The organism is Peribacillus sp. YIM B13472, assembly GCF_042788005.1.
Taxonomy (GTDB): Bacteria; Bacillota; Bacilli; order Bacillales; family DSM-1321; genus Peribacillus; species Peribacillus simplex_E.
Window position 1 is genome coordinate 146,936 of sequence record NZ_JBHZPG010000002.1, and the last position, 20,262, is coordinate 167,197.

The 20,262-nt window shown below is 41.7% G+C and carries 18 protein-coding genes; 15 read left to right on the plus strand and 3 right to left on the minus strand.

Annotated elements, in window-relative coordinates; all coding sequences use genetic code 11:
* Nucleotide 1 precedes the first annotated feature (1 nt).
* From ACFX4I_RS02415 to ACFX4I_RS02465, 11 genes are all read left to right on the plus strand, one after another.
* Nucleotides 2–1,528 carry a tripartite tricarboxylate transporter permease gene (locus ACFX4I_RS02415; RefSeq protein ID WP_230300564.1) on the plus strand — a complete coding sequence of 509 codons (1,527 nt, stop codon included), beginning with the start codon at nt 2–4 and terminating at the stop codon, nt 1,526–1,528.
* A gap of 79 nt (nt 1,529–1,607) precedes the next feature.
* Entirely contained in the window at nt 1,608–3,200 is a 1,593-nt protein-coding gene (locus ACFX4I_RS02420) for an ATP-binding protein (protein WP_377418925.1), read from the plus strand.
* Nucleotides 3,197–3,904 (plus strand): response regulator, encoded by a 708-nt coding sequence (locus ACFX4I_RS02425; protein ID WP_230300562.1) that lies wholly within the window; start codon nt 3,197–3,199, stop codon nt 3,902–3,904. The genes ACFX4I_RS02420 and ACFX4I_RS02425 overlap by 4 nt, the downstream gene beginning before the upstream one ends.
* Before the next feature lie 293 nt (nt 3,905–4,197).
* Complete coding sequence (gene desA / locus ACFX4I_RS02430; RefSeq protein ID WP_377418927.1) at nt 4,198–5,256, plus strand: Delta(5) desaturase DesA; 1,059 nt, start codon at nt 4,198–4,200, stop codon at nt 5,254–5,256.
* A 93-nt stretch (nt 5,257–5,349) separates the two neighbouring features.
* Nucleotides 5,350–6,471: a sensor histidine kinase gene (locus tag ACFX4I_RS02435; protein WP_377418930.1), complete on the plus strand. Its 1,122-nt coding sequence runs from the start codon at nt 5,350–5,352 to the stop codon at nt 6,469–6,471.
* A 12-nt stretch (nt 6,472–6,483) separates the two neighbouring features.
* The gene (locus ACFX4I_RS02440) at nt 6,484–7,092 is read left to right on the plus strand and encodes a response regulator transcription factor (RefSeq protein WP_230300559.1); all 609 of its coding nucleotides are present in this window, start codon (nt 6,484–6,486) and stop codon (nt 7,090–7,092) included.
* 120 nt (nt 7,093–7,212) lie between these two features.
* On the plus strand, nt 7,213–7,734 hold the full coding sequence (msrA, locus tag ACFX4I_RS02445; protein WP_230300558.1) for a peptide-methionine (S)-S-oxide reductase MsrA: 522 nt from the start codon (nt 7,213–7,215) through the stop codon (nt 7,732–7,734).
* Between the two features lie 157 nt (nt 7,735–7,891).
* On the plus strand, nt 7,892–8,587 hold the full coding sequence (locus ACFX4I_RS02450) for a response regulator transcription factor (RefSeq protein ID WP_214791301.1): 696 nt from the start codon (nt 7,892–7,894) through the stop codon (nt 8,585–8,587).
* Nucleotides 8,584–9,939: a sensor histidine kinase gene (locus ACFX4I_RS02455; RefSeq protein WP_377418935.1), complete on the plus strand. Its 1,356-nt coding sequence runs from the start codon at nt 8,584–8,586 to the stop codon at nt 9,937–9,939. Before ACFX4I_RS02450 ends, ACFX4I_RS02455 begins: the two co-directional genes overlap by 4 nt.
* A 65-nt stretch (nt 9,940–10,004) precedes the next feature.
* Nucleotides 10,005–10,553, plus strand: a complete 549-nt coding sequence (locus ACFX4I_RS02460) for a PepSY domain-containing protein (protein WP_230300556.1) — start codon at nt 10,005–10,007, stop codon at nt 10,551–10,553.
* A 266-nt stretch (nt 10,554–10,819) separates the two neighbouring features.
* Nucleotides 10,820–11,302, plus strand: a complete 483-nt coding sequence (locus tag ACFX4I_RS02465) for a tetratricopeptide repeat protein (protein WP_377418938.1) — start codon at nt 10,820–10,822, stop codon at nt 11,300–11,302.
* Nucleotides 11,303–11,528: 226 nt separating this feature from the next.
* Here ACFX4I_RS02465 and shc read toward each other — a convergent pair whose 3' ends face one another.
* The 3 genes from shc to ACFX4I_RS02480 all read right to left on the minus strand — a co-directional run bounded on the left by shc (nt 11,529) and on the right by ACFX4I_RS02480 (nt 15,720).
* Nucleotides 11,529–13,424, minus strand: coding sequence for a squalene--hopene cyclase (gene shc / locus ACFX4I_RS02470; protein ID WP_377418941.1), 1,896 nt, complete (start codon nt 13,422–13,424; stop codon nt 11,529–11,531).
* 165 nt (nt 13,425–13,589) lie between these two features.
* A complete protein-coding gene (locus tag ACFX4I_RS02475) occupies nt 13,590–15,239 on the minus strand; it encodes a M14 family metallopeptidase (protein ID WP_377418944.1) in 1,650 nt (549 codons plus the stop codon).
* Nucleotides 15,240–15,450: 211 nt separating this feature from the next.
* A complete protein-coding gene (locus ACFX4I_RS02480) occupies nt 15,451–15,720 on the minus strand; it encodes a DUF1450 domain-containing protein (RefSeq protein WP_309519673.1) in 270 nt (89 codons plus the stop codon).
* Between the two features lie 337 nt (nt 15,721–16,057).
* Here ACFX4I_RS02480 and ACFX4I_RS02485 point away from each other — a divergent pair, with 337 nt between their 5' ends.
* The 4 genes from ACFX4I_RS02485 (at nt 16,058) to ACFX4I_RS02500 (ending at nt 19,856) form a co-directional block, all read left to right on the plus strand.
* Complete coding sequence (locus ACFX4I_RS02485; RefSeq protein ID WP_230300551.1) at nt 16,058–17,008, plus strand: ABC transporter permease; 951 nt, start codon at nt 16,058–16,060, stop codon at nt 17,006–17,008.
* Entirely contained in the window at nt 17,001–17,948 is a 948-nt protein-coding gene (locus ACFX4I_RS02490) for an iron chelate uptake ABC transporter family permease subunit (RefSeq protein WP_230300550.1), read from the plus strand. Before ACFX4I_RS02485 ends, ACFX4I_RS02490 begins: the two co-directional genes overlap by 8 nt.
* Nucleotides 17,942–18,700, plus strand: coding sequence for an iron ABC transporter ATP-binding protein (locus ACFX4I_RS02495; protein ID WP_230300549.1), 759 nt, complete (start codon nt 17,942–17,944; stop codon nt 18,698–18,700). The genes ACFX4I_RS02490 and ACFX4I_RS02495 overlap by 7 nt, the downstream gene beginning before the upstream one ends.
* A gap of 211 nt (nt 18,701–18,911) precedes the next feature.
* Nucleotides 18,912–19,856: a siderophore ABC transporter substrate-binding protein gene (locus ACFX4I_RS02500; protein WP_230300586.1), complete on the plus strand. Its 945-nt coding sequence runs from the start codon at nt 18,912–18,914 to the stop codon at nt 19,854–19,856.
* Nucleotides 19,857–20,262: the final 406 nt, after the last annotated feature.

The window sequence follows — 20,262 nt, forward strand, 5'->3', positions numbered from 1 at the left end:
AGTGGGCACTTTTGATTATTTAATGCATGGATTTGAAACGGCACTAACTTGGTATAACATCCTTTTTGCATTTGTCGGGGTATTGATCGGTACGGCTGTCGGCGTTTTGCCGGGAATCGGGCCGATGAGCGGCGTGGCTCTTTTGATTCCGGTAACCGCTTCGATTACAGGGGGACTTCCACCAGAGCAAGCAGCCACAAGCGCCATCATTTTACTTGCAGGTGTTTATTATGGAGCGATGTATGGAGGGTCGACAACTTCAATCCTATTGAATACACCTGGCGAATCTTCTTCTGTCGTCACCACATTGGATGGTTACCAAATGGCGAAGAAGGGAAGGGCCGGGAGTGCTTTATCCATTTCGGCAATCGGTTCCTTCGTCGGAGGGATCGTCACCCTTATCGCCATGATTGCCTTGGCTCAGCCATTATCGACGATTGCCATCAAATTCGGTCCGGCCGAGTATTTTTCGCTCATGCTTCTAGGGTTGGCGGCCGTCAGCGGCCTTGCGGGAAAATCCGTAACCAAGGCACTGATCATGACGGTTTGCGGTTTGTTGATCGGGACGATAGGCATCGATAATGTATCCGGGATCGCCCGTTTTACTTTCGACATTCCTTGGCTGTATCAAGGGGTCGAATTCCTGACGATAGCAGTCGGTCTATTCGCACTTGGAGAAGTATTCAAGACAATCTTGGAAAAAGAAGAGGATGACGGGGAAATTGCAAAGATCAAAAATTTGATTCCTTCCAAAGAAGAATTCAAGGAATCCGCGGGTCCCATCGTGAGGGGGTCGCTCTTAGGTTTCTTTGTAGGGATCTTGCCGGGTGCAGGGGCAACGCTTGCTTCTTTCTTCTCATATCTTATGGAAAAACGGATTTCAAAAAAACCCTGGAGATTTGGTACAGGGGCGATCGCTGGGGTGGCTGGACCTGAAACGGCCAATAATGCGGCATCTGGCGGAGCGATGATTCCATTATTGACACTGGGAATTCCGGGTTCCGGTACAACGGCGATTTTAATGGGTGCGCTCATGATGTACAATGTTCAGCCAGGTCCATTATTATTCGAGGACCATCCTCAGGTGGCTTGGGGACTTATCGCCAGTATGTTCATCGGGAATCTGATGCTGCTGATCCTTAATCTCCCGCTCGTTAAGGTTTTTGCGAAAATCATTGAAACGCCAAAGAAATATTTGATTCCGATCATTATCGCGATTTCCATTTTTGGCGTTTATGCTGTACAAGTATCGACTTATGACTTATTGCTATTATTAGGATGCGGGGTCTTGGGATATTTCTTAAGTAAAAATGATTATCCAATCGCCCCATTGGTATTAGGGTTGGTTTTAGGACCGATGATAGAAAATAATATGCGCAGGGCCTTGACGATATCCGATGGGGATTACAGTTTGTTTTTCACTCGGCCGCTTTCGCTGACATTCCTGATCATAACGGCATTATGGCTGCTCATTCCTGTTTTGCTTAAGAAGAGAGGGAAGGATGTTGTCATCAATATTGAAGGTTAACCCGCATTTTCTGAATGTTGTGAAAAAACTCCTTTTTTAAAGGGTTTTTTTTTTATATGATGTAAGTAGAGGTGATTGAATGCGTTTACACACCAAGTTGATGCTGGGCATCTGTACGTTAATCATCTTAATGGGTGGAATCTTTGAAGTTATTTTTATAAATATCCTGGAAAATAACCTGAAGCAGGAAACAGGGGAAAAAGCATTGTCTGTTGCCCAGACCATTTCTTTGCTGCCTGAAATTAAACAAGCTTTTCGAACGGATAATCCCTCTGTAATCATCCAGCCCATCGCGGAAAGGATTCGCAGGCAGATCGATGCGGAATTCATAGTAATAGGCGATAAGAATGAAACACGGCTGTCCCATCCAAATCCCGACATGATCGGGAGGAAAATGGTAGGGGGAGATAACGCCGAAGTGTGGGATGGGAAATCCATCATCACGGAGTCCACTGGGACATTGGGTCCTTCCATAAGGGGGAAATCCCCGATAATCGCAAATGAAAAAGTCATTGGCGTCGTCTCTGTTGGCTACCTTCAGGATGATATTGAAAAAGAAGTGTCCAGTATACAAAGAAAGATCGTCTGGATCATCTCTTTTATATTAATCGGCGGTTTATTGATAGCATTTTTCATTTCATTCAATATAAAAAAGGCGATATTAGGGCTGGAGCCGAAAGAGATTGCTTGGATGTTTCAAGAGAAACATGCCATTTTGGAGTCGATTCATGAAGGAATCATCGCCATTGATGTTCATGGGAAAATTACGGTTGTCAATGAGACGGCGCATAAATTCCTTCATATTCCTAAAGATGTTGAGCTTCGCGGGAGAAAAATTGAAGAAGTCATTACACATACACATCTGCTTGATGTAGTCAGCACAGCACAGGCAGAATATGATCAGGAATTTATGATTGACGGTGAGATTTTTTTGGCTAGCCGCATTCCCATTTTAAATAAACACGGAGAAGTCATCGGCGCTGTTGCAAGTTTGAGGAATAAATCCGAACTATCCAATCTCCTTCAGGAACTGTCACATGTAAAGGCATATGCAGAAGGGCTGAGGGCCCAGACACATGAATATTCGAATCGGCTCTATACTTTGCTAGGCCTGATTCAACTCGGTTCATATAAAGAAGCGATGGATTTCATATCGAAGGAAGTCGATGTCACCCAAGGTTTCATTCACTTTCTAATGAAGGAAATACCTGATCCGATTATTGCTGGGTTCATCTTAGGGAAGGTAAGTTTAGCGAGCGAGCTGAAAATTGATTTTACAATTGATAGAGAGAGCAGTTTTAAAGATATTCCGTCAGAAATAGATCGGGATTTATTAGTGACGATCATCGGCAACCTCATCAATAATGCCTTCGATGCTGTACGGGAAAACGATAGGGAGGAAAAAAGGGTATCGTTGTTCGTCACGGACTTGGGTAAAGAGTTGATCATAGAGGTTGAAGATAATGGAAAAGGGATGAATTCAGATGTTACCGAACTGATTTTCCAGAACGGCTTTACGACGAAAAGCCATCAAACCAATTCAGGTATAGGTTTGAGCCTTGTTCAGGAAGCGATAGAAGGATTAGGGGGGTATATCACTTTTTCGACGAAAGAAGGGGAATATACGATTTTTACTGTAGCACTGCCAAAAAACAGAGGGGTGATTTCATGATGGCGAATCGCGATATAGAAGTTTTAATCGTAGAAGATGACCTGCGGATTGCTGAGATACAAAAGCTATTCATCGAAAAGCTTGAGGGTTTTCAAACGATCGGGATCGCCTCAAGCTATGACGAAGCTAAAAGCTTCATTGAAATCATGCAGCCGGATCTATTGCTGCTCGACATGTATTTCCCGGATATGAATGGGCTCGATATCCTGAAAGAAATCAAGCAGCAAAGCAAACAAATGGATGTCATTATGATAACGGCGGCTAAAGAAATCGAAAAAGTCCAGGAAGCCATCAAGATCGGCATATTTGATTATATTATCAAGCCTGTGGCATTTGAACGTTTCAAGCAGTCCTTACACAGATATCAAGAGTATCACATTAAACTATCAGAATTGGAAAAGGGCAATTTTCCCGTAACGCAGCAACAGGTTGATAAGCTTTTGCGAAAGGAAATGAAAGAAAAAGAGAGGGAACAGTCTTCACTGCCAAAAGGGATCGATCGGATGACTTTGGAGAAGGTGATGGCTGTGTTGGGGAAATCCTCCCCTGGGTTAACGGCCGAAATAGTGGCAAAGGAAATCGGGGTGAGCAGGACAACAGCAAGGCGTTATCTGGAGCACTTGATGTCAGAGGAAAAAATTGATGCCGATTTAACATATGGTACGGTAGGACGTCCTGAACGGGTGTATGCCATCAAGTTATAAATGGGTTCGCCAAGCCGGCGGATCTTTTTTTTTATTTGATCGAATGAATGTCAGGCATTTTCTTGGAATCAGATTGATTGGAAGTCATCGTTTTTTTTGAAGGGTAAAAATGATGAAAGAGGAAAAAATAGGTGTGAAAGTGTTGAAGCAGACAAGTATATGACAAGTGTCATGGCAGGGAATTGACGTTTATGACTATAGAAAATCGGTTATTATTCCTATAATTAAAGAAGAAATGGAAGCATAACCAATCCATTTAAACACCCATTCCTATATATTATGAGGAGGAAATCATGAGTCATCATAATCATAATCAAAAACAATTGAGAAAAGATATTGCCCCTTTTGAAAAATCCAATACTAAATCAAGCGTGAAACAGCTCATAAATACATTTCCGCCATTTTTCCTGTTATGGTTTTTAGCTTATCAAAGCTTAACCATTTCATACGGGCTGACCCTTTTATTTGCCGTCCTGGCTTCAGGATTCGTAGTCAGGATTTTCATCATTTTCCATGATTGCTGTCATCAATCGTTTTTCAAAAGCAGGAAAGCGAATAGCATCCTGGGTACAATCAGTGGAATCGTTACATTATTTCCGTATGAGCAATGGAAGCATAGCCACTCCATACATCATGCAACGAGCAGTAATTTAAACAAACGCGGTACAGGAGATATTTGGATCATGACCGTTGATGAATATATCGCCGCTTCATTCTGGGGGCGTCTGGCTTACCGTTTATATAGAAATCCGATCGTCATGTTTGGATTAGGTCCATTTTATCTATTTCTTGTATCGAACCGTCTGAATAAAAAGGGCGCTAAAAAGAAAGAACGGATGAATACGTATTTGACAAATGCCGCAATCGTGGCAATTTATGGTCTTTTATGCTTGGCTATCGGATGGCAGGCATTCCTGATGATTCAGGTACCGATGCTTTTTGTAACGGGATCACTGGGCATCTGGCTGTTTTATGTACAGCATCAGTTCGAAGATTCTTATTTCGAAGAGGAATCGGAATGGGATTACGTGAAGGCTGCCATTGATGGAAGTTCTTATTATAAACTTCCAAAGGTTTTGCAATGGGTAACCGGTAATATCGGTTTTCACCACGTGCATCATCTTAGTCCAAGAGTGCCAAACTATAATCTGGAAAAAGTCCATGATTCCACCCTGCCTTTGCAGCAGGCAACGACAATCACCATTAGTTCAAGTTTAAAATCACTTCGCTTCCGCCTATATGATGAAGAAAACAAGACGTTTGTAAGTTTTAAAGAGATTAAGGAACGTCTAAATGAAACAAAAAATAAGGTGGAAATCAATAATAAACGTCCAAGTCTTCAAGAAAAATAAATAGTTCATCAAAAACCATTCAATTTCCATTGGGTGGTTTTTTGATGAAACTCCTTAGTATATACTAGGGTAAAAAGAAATAGAGGCGGCGCCATGCAAAGTTGGTATCATATCTTTCCGAAAAACACAGGGCTGAGCCCTTATGTCTGGATCATTTTTTGTATCCTACCTTTTTATTTCATTTTCAAATCTTCTTCGATGTTGGAGATAGTCTTTGGAATCGTGATGATCATTTTGTTTTTCATATCATATGGGCTCTCATTCGTTTCGAAGGGATGGCCCGTGTACGTATGGACGGCGATACAAATAGTCATATCCATATCCATGACCATATTTTTCAGCTACATTTACTTTTCACTTTTTTTAGCATTCTTTATAGGGAATGTTCAAAATAAGGTTGGTTTTTTCGTATTATATTCGATCCAGCTATTAGCTACCATCGTGTCTGTCAATATTGGATTCATCATGAAAGACCCCACTTTCTTTTCGCAATTTCCCTTTATGCTCATTTGTGTGGTAGGCGTGATCCTACTCCCATTCAACACATATAATCGGAATAAACGGGGCAGGCTGGAAGAACAATTGGAGGACGCACATAAAAGAATATCAGAGCTTGGCAAAATGGAAGAACGTCAGAGGATTGCCCGTGATTTACATGATACACTTGGACAAAAACTGTCTTTGATTGGCTTGAAAAGTGACCTTGCAGGGAAATTGATCGATTTGAATCCGGAGTCGGCCAAGAAGGAAATCAAGGATATTCGTCAAACGGCTAGGACGGCACTCAAGGAAGTACGTGAAATGGTGTCGGAAATGCGCGGCGCTAAGCTTAGCGATGAAATCATCCGGGTCAAGCAAATATTGAAAGCGGCAGAGATAGAATTCAAATTGGAAGGCACCACGGAATTGCAAGATACCCCATTGCTTGTTGAAACGGTTTTGAGCATGTGCTTGAAAGAAGCTGTGACCAATATCGTCAAACATAGCGGTGCCGATTGCTGTCATATCGTCATCGATGAAATACAAACAGGAGTGACGATCACAGTGCAGGATAATGGCGTGGGGCTTTCACATAGAGCAGAGTTTTTTAAAGGCAATGGGCTTCAAGGAATGAAAGAAAGGCTCGAATTCGTTAATGGCAGCCTTGATATTCAATCAACAGATGGAACGACACTTTATATAAGGGTTCCGAATGCTATAAAAAATAATGGATAGGAGGGATTGACATTGATTCGAATCGTAATTGCCGAAGATCAGCGGTTGCTGCTTGGCGCGCTAGGTTCCATCCTTGATTTGGAAAGTGACATGGAAGTTGTAGGAAAAGCGAGCAATGGGGAAGAAGCAATGAATCTCGTCAATCAATTAAAGCCGGATATCTGCATAACCGATATTGAAATGCCAGTTAAAACCGGACTCGACGTAGCGGAGGAGATCAAGGATCAGGGCCACCAATGCAAAGTCATCATTTTGACCACTTTTGCACGTCCTGGGTATTTTGAAAGAGCCAGAAAGGCAGAGGTAGGCGGATATCTGCTGAAGGATAGCCCAAGTGATGAACTGGCGAACTCGATCCGTGTCATCATGGATGGGCGGCGCGTTTATGCTCCTGAGCTGGTGGATATGGCTTTCGAAGAAGAAAACCCTTTGACTGAACGAGAGTGCCAAGTGCTCAAATTGATCGCGGATGGTAAGACCACAAAAGAAATCGCAAGCCAGCTTTATCTGACTAATGGAACGGTTCGTAATTATATATCGGTCATCCTTGATAAATTGGATGTAAGCAACCGCGTTGAAGCGATTGTAAAATTCAAGGAAAAGGGCTGGTCAAAAGATTGATCAAAAGGTCAATCTTTTTTGGAGCATTTAATGGCGGTTTCGCAAATCTAAAAAGCACAGTGTCAGGATTGGAATATGGTATAGTAATTTTTATTACATATAGGAAAGGGGATGACCATTATGCAAAAGGCTACATTTGCTGGAGGCTGTTTTTGGTGCATGGTGACACCATTTGAAGAACAACCGGGGATTGGGGGAATCGTATCCGGTTATACGGGAGGGCATATAGAAAACCCGACTTACGAGGAAGTGAAGACGGGAACTACGGGACATTATGAAGTCGTGGAAATCACTTTCGATCCTCAGTTATTTCCTTATGAAAGATTGCTGGAACTATATTGGCAGCAAATTGATCCAACCGACGATGGCGGTCAATTCCATGACAGAGGAAGCCAATATCGGACGGCCATCTTCTATCATGAGGAAGCTCAAGAAAAACTGGCTCTTGAAGCGAAAGAAAAGGTAGCAGCCAGCGGGAAGTTCCAGAAACCCATCGTAACGGAAATCCTTCCGGCCCAAACCTTTTATCCTGCCGAAGAATACCATCAAGGCTATCATAAAAAAAACAAAGATGATTATAAAGCGGACCGTGCGAAATCGGGACGCGATGAATTCATTGACCAGCATTGGAACGGTGAATGAAATGGATCGGGTGTGTTTTCACATCCGGTTCTTTTTATTGCCTTTTAAAGGCACAAAAATCAAATTCATTATTTCATGGGATTTTCATGCGAAGGTTTCAATTTCTCATGATATTTTCATATTTCTTCAGTACACTAAGGGGTAGGTGGTGATGATCATGAATAAAAGAATTTTAATTATAGAAGATGAAGAAAAAATTGCGAGGGTTCTTCAGCTGGAACTTAATCATGAGGGTTATCAAACAGAATCGGCATTTACCGGAAAGGCAGGGCTGGAAAGGGCAGAAGCCGAAGAGTGGGATTTAATCTTATTGGATGTGATGCTGCCCGAGCTAAATGGCATAGAAGTACTTAGGCGTTACCGGAAAAAGAATGGATCGACACCGGTCATCCTTCTAACCGCAAGGGATGCTGTGCCAGACAAGGTGAATGGCCTTGACCATGGTGCAAATGATTATGTAACGAAACCGTTTGAAATTGAAGAGCTGCTTGCACGGATCCGTGCTTGTTTCCGTACCAATGTAAGGGAGCGCCAATCAGAAGGGGAAGTGGATGAACTAAAGATCCATGATTTGAAGCTGAACCTTGGTACAAGGGACATTCACAGGCAAGGCAAAAGGATTGAGCTGACTTCCCGCGAGTTCGATTTGCTGGTTTATCTTTTGCAAAATAAAAATCAAGTACTTTCGAGGGAGCAAATCCTGACACATGTATGGGGATATGATTTTGCAGGGGATACGAATGTGGTCGATGTGTATATCCGTTATTTACGCAAAAAAATAGATTATCCCTTTGAGCTGCAGCTCATACATACTTACCGCGGTGTAGGTTACAGCTTGAAGGAGCCAGTATGAAGATCCGGACGAAAATCCAAACGTATTCCAGTCTTTTTTTAAGCGTCATGCTTATATTGTTGAGTATCATCGTTTTAATCGCCTTCCTTTGGATATCGGTAGAGAGGGAACGCGATCTGCTTGAAGATCAAGCTTCATTAATTGAAGAAAATATCCTGACGAAAGATTTGCTTACCGGTGATCCCGATTTAATGGAACCGTATATCCCGGACGATGGGATGGTGCGGATATTCGGCACTGATGGAAGGTTGGTAAAATCATTTACCGATGAAGAAGACCTTGAGGGGCTTGCGGTTAAAGCCATTAACGAGAAAGGATATGATTTTACCAAAGCAGACGGGGAATATGTATTGACCTACCGTTATCCTTATCCTGATGAAGGGAAGAAGCTAGGGATGATCGAGGTCACACAGCCGCAGGATACCCTCCTTGATAATTTATCGACGCTTGCCCTCGTTTTAGGAGGTGCATCCCTTTTTGTCATTCTTTTATCCATTCTTGCCGGTAAGTGGCTGGCCAACCTGATCCTCAAACCGATATCGATCATGAGCGGAACGATGAAGGATATTGAGAAAAGCGGAGAATTCAAACATATACCGCTATCGAATCAATCAAAGGACGAGCTGCAGGTGATGGGAGTGGCATTCAACAGGATGATAGAAAGGCTGGAGCTTAATTATAACCAACAGCAGCAATTCCTTTCAGATGCTTCACATGAATTGAAAACACCGATTACGGTCATAGAAAGCTACTCCTCTCTATTGAAACGCTGGGGAATGAAGGATGAGGCGATTCAGGAAGAGGCCGTGGAGGCAATCCATCATGAAGCCGTCCGGATGAAAAAGCTGACGGAACATCTTCTGCAGTCTGCTTCCCAAACGGAACCTTCAGCAGATGTGGAAGGGAAAATAGAACTTATTTCGTTTTGTGAAGGGATTGCCCAAACATTCAGAAGGACGGGGAATCGTGAAATAACGATAGAATCAGAGTTTAAGGAAATCTATGCAATGACCATTTCCTGTAAGCTTGAACAGGTGATTGTCATCCTATTGGACAATGCTATGAAATATAGTGAATCAAGTATACAGATCATGATAAAACGGAAGGCCGATGAAATTTTCATCGGTGTGAAAGATCACGGTGCAGGGATATCACCGGAACATCTCCCACATGTATTTGAACGTTTTTATCGCGTGGATTCATCAAGGGCAAGGAAAACGGGAGGCAATGGACTCGGGCTTTCCATCGCCCGGACGCTGGTCGAGTCATTCGAAGGTAAATTGGAGATTCAAAGCGAAGTGGGAGAGGGAACGTTGGTGACGATTACTCTTTCTCATCAAATTCTAATCTAACGCTCATGTTCGTTTCATGAAGGATGCTTATTATTAAGGTAACAACTTAAAGGAGGAATTCATTCATGAAAAAACAGTGGAGTACGATTAAAGAAGGTATCATTCAAAGGAAAAAGGTAATCATGACGGTGTCCATGGCCTCCGTTTTACTTTTCGGCGGCGCTGCTGGAACGGCGGTATATGCAGTCAATAAGGGTAACCTATCCGAGGATGAGGCTGTCAAGATGATTTCAGAAAAACTAGGCGGGGAAGTTATTCAATTTGAAAAGGAATGGGACCAGCCGATGACCTATGAGATGACCGTTAAAACGAAAGAAGGCTATCAAGACGTTGACGTTGATGCTGAAAACGGAGAGATTCTTTCTCAGGAAATGGAAGACGGTGACGATGACGATCTGAGCACACAACAAGCGGCGGAAACTGCAAAAATCAGCAGGGATCAAGCCGAAAAAATTGCTTTGAAAGCGGTGGATGGTCAAGTAACGGACGCAGAGCTGGAATCGGAGAATGGCACCCTTGTGTACGAGCTGGAAATAAAACAAGGACAAAAGGAATATGATGTAGTGGTGGATGCCACCACGGGGAAAGTATTGAAAAACCAGTTGGATGATTAATCGTTGGTAATCTGTGATCTAAGAATGATCATGAACTGAGGTGCATGAAAGGATTTGCCGAGTGGCAAATCCTTTTTTTTATTGCCATAATGAATCTTAAGCGAAATTAGGGGAAAAGAAGAAACTTCCCTTAGATGAAGAGGCGGATGGGGGAAGAAACTACCGTATAGATGATGACACCCTGAAAATATTTGCGGTTATAAAGGAATTAAAAAAGGAATCGCGAATAGGGGCAATAAGGAATCTTATACGATGGAGGAATGGAAATGGGAGATTTGGGAAAGGCACTGTCATTAAGGGGAAAGAAAGAATTCAAAGAATCCAATCGATTATTGATGGATTTGGCAAAGCAAAATCCCGGCGATGCAGTCATACAGTATCAGTGTGCCTGGAGTTTGGATATTCTCGGACTTGAGGTAAAGGCGGTGCCCTATTATGAAGCGGCACTCAAATTAGGTTTGCCAAATGAGGATGCAAAAGGGGCATACATAGGATTGGGGAGCACATATCGCACCATAGGGGAATATGAAAAATCAAGACAGACATTGGAATCGGGGCTGGCGAAGTTTCCTGAGGATAAGGCTTTATTCGTATTCAGGGCCATGGCTTTTTATAATTTGGGCCAACACGATCTTGCAATGGAGTCTTTATTGAAGATAATTGCCGAAACCTCTAAGGATCGAGAAATACAATCTTATGCTAAGGCCATAGAATTTTATAGTGATAAACTGGATAAAGTTTTCACATGATAGTGATCATCCCCAGACTATCCACAAAGCCTGGATAAAACAAGTCATTCTTACATATCCGAAATGAATTAATCAACAAATATGACGGGAAATTCTTGCATTTAGCACATTTACGGATAAATGAATGTGGATAACCTCGGATTGTGGATAACTTTCCGGTGTTATTCACTACTTTTCCACAGGTAATCCACATATTCACCTTTATATGATAAAAAAACACTGGCGATTAAGTATTCAAGAATTTTTTATTGTAATGACTTAAGGCTAAAAGGGGATAAATATAGCGATAGCTATGATAATGGATATACAAAAAATCTGCCATTCCCTGGCCTGCAGGATAATCATTGGTCCAGCTGTCTTGTTGACCTGCACGGATGAGATAGGCAATGCCTTTTTCAATTTCGGCTGTCGGCTTTTCGGATGCCGATATCAACGCATCCACAGCCCAAGCTGTATGTGTCAGTGTACTTTCTTCGAGGGGGATATATCGTTGCTTGATATCACTGTAACAAGATTCACCCCAGCCACCATCTTCATTTTGAATTTTCTTCAACCAAGTTAAGGCTTTTTGGATGGATGGATGTCCAGTGGCTTGCCCTGCTGCCTTCATGCCGGTCAGTGCAGACCATGTGCCATATAGATAGCAGATGCCCCAGCGCCCATACCAGGAGCCGTCACGCTTCTGGTCTTCCAATAGCCAATCCACCGCTCTTTTACTGACTTCTTCCGGCTTCTTCATATTTGTATAGTTCCCCAGGAATTCCAGCGTTCTTCCTGTCAAATCAGCGGTAGAAGGGTCAGTCAGGAGATATTTCGAACCCTCTATAGGTAGAAGGTGCAGCCATTTATGGTCATTATTCCGTTCGAAGGCTGGAAATCCACCATCATCATTTTGCATGGATATCGTGAAGGAGACACCGCGCTGCCAGCTGTCCCGATTATCCGGTTTTGCTTGCAGTTGCTTAGCCAGCGCCCGCAGTGAGGCGGTCGTATCATCGACATCCGGATTCATGGTATTGAAATCCGAGAACCCCCAGCCGCCTGGAATCGCGTTAGGATTATGGATCAGCCAATCTCCATACATATAATGCTGGCGTGACAGTAAGTACTGATTGGCGGCCTTAACCGTTGGGTCTTTGGAAGGTATGCCCGCTTCTTGAAGGGCGTAGCTTATTAAGGAGGTATTCCAAACATGGGGCGTCGTGAACTGGATATGTGTGTGCCCCTTAATGGAGCAGGCCATCCCCTTCAGACCGGCAATGGCCTTTAGAATCACTGGATCTCTTTTCGAATATCCAATTGAAAGGAGGGCAAAGATCATGAAAAAGGTAGAACCGAAATAATTGTACAGTGTCCCGTCTGGTTCCAGCCTGTCGAGCATGAACCTTTTCGTTGAATCCAAGGCTAAGGAATGTAAATAATCAGGATAACCAATCAAAGTTTTGACGCCTGTTTGAAGTTTGGAGAAGAAGGAACGATATTCTTCGGTACGATACTCTTCCCATACATGTTCTTCGGAAAGGTCCTCCCTTGTTTGAAATAATTCTTTTACACTTGGCGTGTCCGGGGTTTTGAGCTGAAACTTTTTATGGCCAAGCAATAGCAATGGAATCATGTTGACCCGCCCATATACGGAAAGATCATAAATGCTGACGAAAAAGGTCGGAGGAAGTAAGACCACTTCGAGTGGAATGGGGAATAGGCGCGGCCATTGATATTGTCCGGTGACAGTAAGCATCATTTTCGTTAACATTTTGGCCTGTTTGATGCCACCCTTGGAAAGAATGAATTGTTTGGCTTTCCTCATATGGGGATCGTTCTTATTGCGGAGTCCGCTAAAAAGAAGGCCATAATAAGCCTCGATCGTAACCGTAACATTGCCGTCCTTCTCGTCTTGGAAAAGTTTCCATGAACCGTTTTGCGTTTGCCTGCTTTCGATTCTTTTTACTAAAGCCTCTATAAGAGGAGCATCTTCCAAATCTAAAATTTTCAATAATATGATCATATAGGCATCTGCCGTTATCCCGGTATCAAAGGGATAATTCCACGAACCATCAGCGGATTGGTCTCGTTTCAAGCGATGAACAAGGCGATTGATTTCCATTTGTACATGTTGGTTCAATGACTTTCCTCCTCTAAAAACACATTTTCCGTTTATATGTATATTCAAAACTTATCGCCGCATTCAAGAAATCATGTCAGGCGCATCGTCCCAGAATAAAGGAGGGTGGAAACTAAAATCGCTTTGGCAATGAAGGCTGCCAAAGCGTCATTTAAATACTATGCATCATTTAACTGGTAAGGAAGATGGCTGCATATAACGGTAAACCGGCAGTTCTTTTCCTTTGTCAGCCGGGATGAAATTGAATGTCACATAGCTGTCAATGCCTTCAGGTTCGAGTGCAAGGGAGATGAAGTTGGCATCAGGCTGGGCCATGTCGAAAACATAGCTTCCTTTTGGGAAATCCCGAGTTGTTGAAGAAACGGTGGTCGTGACTTCCCTTGTGGAATGTCCGCTTTCCAGTTCAGCGGAAACGTTTAAATCCTTGACCAAATAGCTTTCAACAGCTATTTTCATAGGTTTTTTTAATTTTTTAACTTCTACTCCCAACAGCTGAAGTTTCTTTGCGATATTTTTATATTCCGGTGGAAGGATATAGGCTGTCGGACGATCTCTAACAAGGGTAGGGTAGGCATCGGTAGAATCCAGCCAATCGATGGAGGCATCGGCCATTTTAGCTTTCGCTAAATCGACTACTGTCAATTTTTGATCCTTAACCAATTTATTTTCACTGGTGATGACAATTTTATCGTTATCATTTGCTTTTCGCCCTTTTTGCACGACTTCAGTTTCTGCCTGTTTTACGGCCTTAATAACTTTACTGGCCTGTTCGGCTGTCGTCTTGACGAATGCTGCCTGAGCTGTAGCTTGTGCAAAAACACGTCGTTTAAAATCCGTACGGCCGATATTGATTCCCCTCGTTTCAATTAAATAGGTCATTGTATTTTTCAAACCGAGGGCGTTTCGGCCAATCCGGGCTTCTGTGCTTCCTTCTGTGGCAGTAAGGACTCCATCATCAGAAGTAGCCAGTGTATAGTAATCGTGGTAGGAAAGCTTTTCTTTTTCCAATGCTTTAAAAACATTAGGTAAAAGCAGTTCATCGGAAGCTTTTCGAAGCTGTTTGGGAATATTTAAATTCTTGGCTGAGGAGATGAGTAAATCATAGGAAGCGATCGATCCATTTGCTCCCACTTTTTTCAGGGGGGCGGGATTCACTGTATATTCATGTACATCCAAAATGACTTCCGGTTCATAATCATCGATTGCCTGATGAATCGTCTGTACTTCAGGATACTCCACTTTCAAGTAGTCCCTATTCGCATCCATATCATTTGCGGTAAATCGTTTGAAATAATAAGAGCCATCAGGATTGACGCGAGGAACGATGGCAACATTCACTTTATCGAGGACATCACCAAGCTTGCCTTCAGCCAGCCATTGTGCAAGGACTAATGTTGATTCACCTGAAGCGGGCTCATTGCCATGGATTTGACCTTGAATCCAAATCAATGGTTTTTGTGAACCCTTATTCGGTCTTTTTGAATCCTTGCTGAAAAGAAGCATCGGGATGTCGCGCCCTTCTGTGGATTTACCTATCGTCTTGAACTGGATGTTCTTGTATTTATGGGAGAGGGACTTGATATGATCCAACATTTCTTCCTGGCTCGTAAAGGCGATCTTGTTTTGTTTAAAGGCAGGGGTGTTGAAAGATACATTAGGGTCAGGGAAAAGGTGGGAGAGGTTATCTGGTTGAATGTAGCTTGGACCATTTCCATAATAAGGGGTGAATTCTTCTGCTTCGGCTATGGGGCCAGGCAATCCAGTGACAAGACTTAGTGTTACGGCTGATACGATGGTAGGAATGATTTTTTTCATGGACGTCCTCCTGTCTATCTTTTTCCATAAATTATCATATATTAAACTATTAATACAGTGAAAACGTAGGAAATAGTGAAAAACAGGAAGTAACGACTAGATTAATGATTTAATTCGCAATTCCCTTTAATAGATGTTCATCACCTGTATTCTGTATAATTACAGGTGGAAAGTCAAAATGATACGGATCAAGCAATTTGCTTGGCCCGTATCATTTCAATTCATCATGTAACTTATTTAAAAGATCCTGTGAATCTTTACCACTCAATACGTGGCCGTTCACTTTCGCATAGGGGGTTTTCTTACAAAGTTTACACTCACTCAAACATTCATATTCCTTATATTGAATCCTTGGATTCGTTAAGAACTTACCATAATCAGCAACTGTTTGTTCATTAAGGAAGCGGTCAAGATTATTTTGGCAAAATTCAATCTGGATTTTCGCCTTTTTTGAGAACACTTTGGATAGCAAGTTTTTCATCATATCGCTTCTTTCATCGGAAGAGTAAATATTTGTTATTTAGATTTTATCACTTCCTGTAACGAAATGCATGATTGGTCCACCCAAATTCATTACAATATGACTATCCGGAGAATATCAAAGTAATTCACTTGTATATATTGACACATGTCTGATAAATGATAGAATTAGATTAAGTGATAATGAATCTCATTATCACGAATGGGAAAACCTTGTAACTATTGCGACTTCATGATTTCCATTTCAATAGGTGACTTTGCGATAGTCTTCATTCAAATATATTTAATTAAAAATATTATCGCTGTATTAACTGAGATAGGAAGAGTAGGAAATGTAGATGAAGATAAGATATTTAGTCATGGCGTTAATTGTTTTATCATTTACGTCATTATTCATTGGTGTAAAAGATATTACCCCCCTGGATTTATTGGATTTAAGTGATGATAAAGTGCAAATCATGCTGCAAAGCCGTTTCCCCAGAATGGTGACCATAGTCATTTCCGGTATTGTGATGAGTATAAGCGGTCTGATCATGCAGCAATTGAGCCGCAATAAATTTGTATCCCCGACGACTGCCGGAACCATGGATTCTGCAAGGCTTGGACTTCTTCTTGCCATTATCATTTTTCCATCGGCAGCACTTATTGAGAAAATGGCATTCGCTTTCATATTCGCTTTGGCAGGTACCTTCTTGTTCATGAAAATTCTTGATCAAGTGAAATATAAGGATACGATTTTCATCCCATTGGTTGGATTGATGTTTGGTAATATCGTCGGATCCATCTCGACTTTCTTTGCTTATAAATATGATTTGATTCAAAGCCTCAACACATGGATGAATGGAGATTTCTCGATGATCATGTCGGGAAGGTACGAACTTATATATGTAAGTATCCCTCTAGTCATTCTCGCATACTTCTTTGCCAATAAATTCACTGTGGCAGGGATGGGTGAGGAGTTTGCCATCAATCTAGGACTCAATTATAAGCTGATAGTCAATTTTGGGTTGATCATCGTGGCATTATCCTCCACTGTCGTTTTGTTAACGGTGGGAACGATTCCTTTCATAGGATTGATCGTACCAAATATTGTATCCCTTTACCTTGGTGACAATTTGAAAAAGAGTCTTTCTCATACAGCATTGCTAGGGGCAGTATTCCTATTGATCTGCGATATTCTGGGCAGGATCCTCATATATCCATTTGAAATCCCGATCGGACTCGTGGTTGGTGTGATAGGAAGCGCCGTATTTATCTATCTGATACTGAGGAGAAAGGCATATGAATAATAAAAGTAGGATCATTATATTGGCTGTTCTTGCAGCAGCTTTAACGGCAGGTTATATCTTTTGGGACCTTGGCCCGAATTGGGATTATGCACTTCCGAGAAGGGTCATAAAAATCATCGCCATCATCGTGGTTGGTTGTGCAATAGCTTTTTCAACAGTGATTTTCCAGACGGTCACGAATAATAAAATCCTGACACCGAGCATTTTAGGGTTGGACTCCATGTATATGCTGATCCAAACGGGAGTGATTTTCCTCTTCGGTTCAACGCATATCATGATCATGAATAAAAATCTCAATTTCCTGATCACACTTGCGGCCATGCTTATTTTTTCCAGCCTGCTGTTCAAGTTCATGTTCAAGAAGAATCGCAATATTTACTTCCTATTGCTGATTGGTATCATTTTCGGAACCTTATTCGGCAGCATGTCTTCATTCATGCAGGTATTGATTGACCCGAATGAGTTTCAAATCATTCAAAATAAAATGTTCGCCAGCTTCAATAATGTCAACACGGACTTGTTAACGTTAGCTATTATCCTCATGATAGCGGCAATGATATATTTCATGAGATTTTTGAAATATTTAGATGTCATGTCACTGGGGAGGGACCAAGCCATAAACTTGGGTGTGGATTATGATTTTGTCACGAAGCGGGTTTTAATCGTCGTTACTGTTTTAATCTCCATTTCGACTGCCCTGATCGGTCCGATCACGTTCCTCGGATTACTTGTTGCAAATGTGGCATATCAATTCATAAAGTCCTATCAGCATAAACATATCATCCCGGGTGCCATGCTGATCAGTGTGATTGCCCTGGTCGGCGGCCAATTCATTGTGGAGAGGATCTTTACGTTCTCCACCACCTTAAGTGTCATCATCAACTTTGTCGGCGGTGTCTATTTCATCTATCTTCTATTAAAGGAGAATAAATCATGGTAGAAGTGAAAAATTTATTCAAAAAATATAATAGTAAAACGGTTGTCGAGGATGTTTCCATTGAAATAATGAAAGGGAAAATCACATCCTTCATCGGTCCCAATGGAGCGGGGAAAAGTACCGTCCTTTCGATGATCAGCCGTCTCATTTCCCGGGATTCGGGAGAAGTACTGATCGATGGTAAGGATATGGGGAAATTCAATAGCAATGAACTTGCGAAAAAGATTGCCATCTTAAAGCAGGCTAACCACATCAATATCCGTTTAACGATTCGTGAACTCGTCGCCTTTGGCCGTTTTCCTTATTCACAAGGAAAGCTGACCAAAGAGGATTGGAAATACGTCGATGAAGCGATTGAATATATGGAACTTGCCGACATGCAGGATAAGTTTCTTGACCAGCTTAGCGGCGGGCAGCAACAGCGGGCCTTCATTGCCATGGTTATTGCTCAGAACACGGAGTATGTACTTCTTGATGAACCCCTGAACAATCTTGATATGAAGCATTCCGTCCAAATCATGAAGGTATTGAGGAGATTGGCCGATGAATTAGGGAAAACAGTCATCATTGTCATTCATGACATTAATTTTGCATCCTGTTATTCCGACTATATTGTCGCATTGAAGGATGGCAAGGTTGTTCATAATGGACCTACCGAGCAAGTCATCAATTCCAATGTATTAAAGGAAATCTATGATATGGATATTGAAATCCAAAACATCAATGACAATAAGATCTGTGTGTACTTCACGTAAGACAATTCCATTTGGTTTTAAATTACTTCAGTATTCATAGCCGTTCCGGAATCACCTCATACGCTTCTTAGGCAGCTAAGAGTTGGCGGGCGCCCAAGACTTTAGCCGCCTCCTGTTCATACGGCAGGGAAAGTGATGAAGGTGAACTCTGTGAAGGTGAGGATTCAATATGTAATTTTAAATAAAAAATTTTTTCGAGGTGACCATAATGATTAAGAAATTATCTTTACTGCTTTTGGTCGCAATGCTGGCTGTAGTGGCTGTAGCTTGTGGATCAGATAAGGAAAAAGAAGAATCAAGCGCGAAAAAGGAAAGTGCTAAAAGCGAAGAAATTACGGTTAAGCACAAACTAGGGGAAACGAAAGTAAAAACAAACCCTGAAAAAGTCGTTGTATTCGATATGGGTGCTCTTGATACTCTTGATAAATTGGGTGTAAAAGTGGCAGCTGTTCCTCATGAGGGCCTTCCAAAATACCTTTCAAAATATGAAGGTACAACTGAAAATGCCGGCGGATTAAAAGAGCCTGACTTCGAAAAAATCAACGAAATTGCTCCTGACTTAATCCTTATTTCTGGCCGTCAATCTGAAGCATATAAAGAATTAAGCAAAATTGCCCCTACTGTTTTTGTAGGTGTAGATACAACAAAGTATATGGAATCCTTTGAAGAAAACGTAACGCTTTTGGGTAAAATCTTCGATAAAGAAGAAGAAGCAGCTAAACAATTGGCAAGTGTGGAAGAAAACATCAATGCTTTGAAAGAGAAAGCCCCAACTGACAAAACTGGTTTAATCGTTCTTTCTAGCGGTGGAAAAGTAAGTGCTTACGGACCGGATTCAAGATTTGGAATCATCCATGATGTATTCGGAGTACCTGCAGTAGATGATAAATTGGAAGTATCGACACATGGTCAAAGTATTTCTTTCGAATACATTGCTGAAAAGAATCCTGATTACCTATTCGTTGTAGATAGAGATGCGGTTGCCGGTGATGGAGCTAGAGCGAAAGAAACTGTTGAAAATGACATTGTGAAAAATACAAAAGCATTTAAAGAAGGTAACATCATTTATCTAGACCCTAACTACTGGTACTTATCAGGCGGCGGTTTAGAATCTGTTGACGCTATGGTTAAAGAAGTTTCAGAAGGCATCAAGTAATATAAATAAGGAATCCTGTCCTCGATCGAGGGCAGGATTTTTATTTTTTATAATAAAGCTGGATGAAACAAATATACTAACAAAGGGGACGAAAAGATTTCTTACAAAACACAGGTAAGCTTATAAGGAGCCACAACCCCCATTAAGGGGAATGGAAAAGACAAGACCTATATTCAAGCCTGATATCGCTGCTATGGTCATATGGGCTTCTATTGAAAGAATATACCCCTTCAGCCGATATGGAAAAATTCAATTTCTTCCTATTATAATGTCATTTGCATCCTTTCCGGTTCCAGGAGTGGTTTTAAAATTGTAATTTAAGTGAACTTTGGTAAATTGAATCTTTTATGGATGATAAAAATTATCCTGGAAAGTAAAAATATAAACACAATATGATAACACTTAC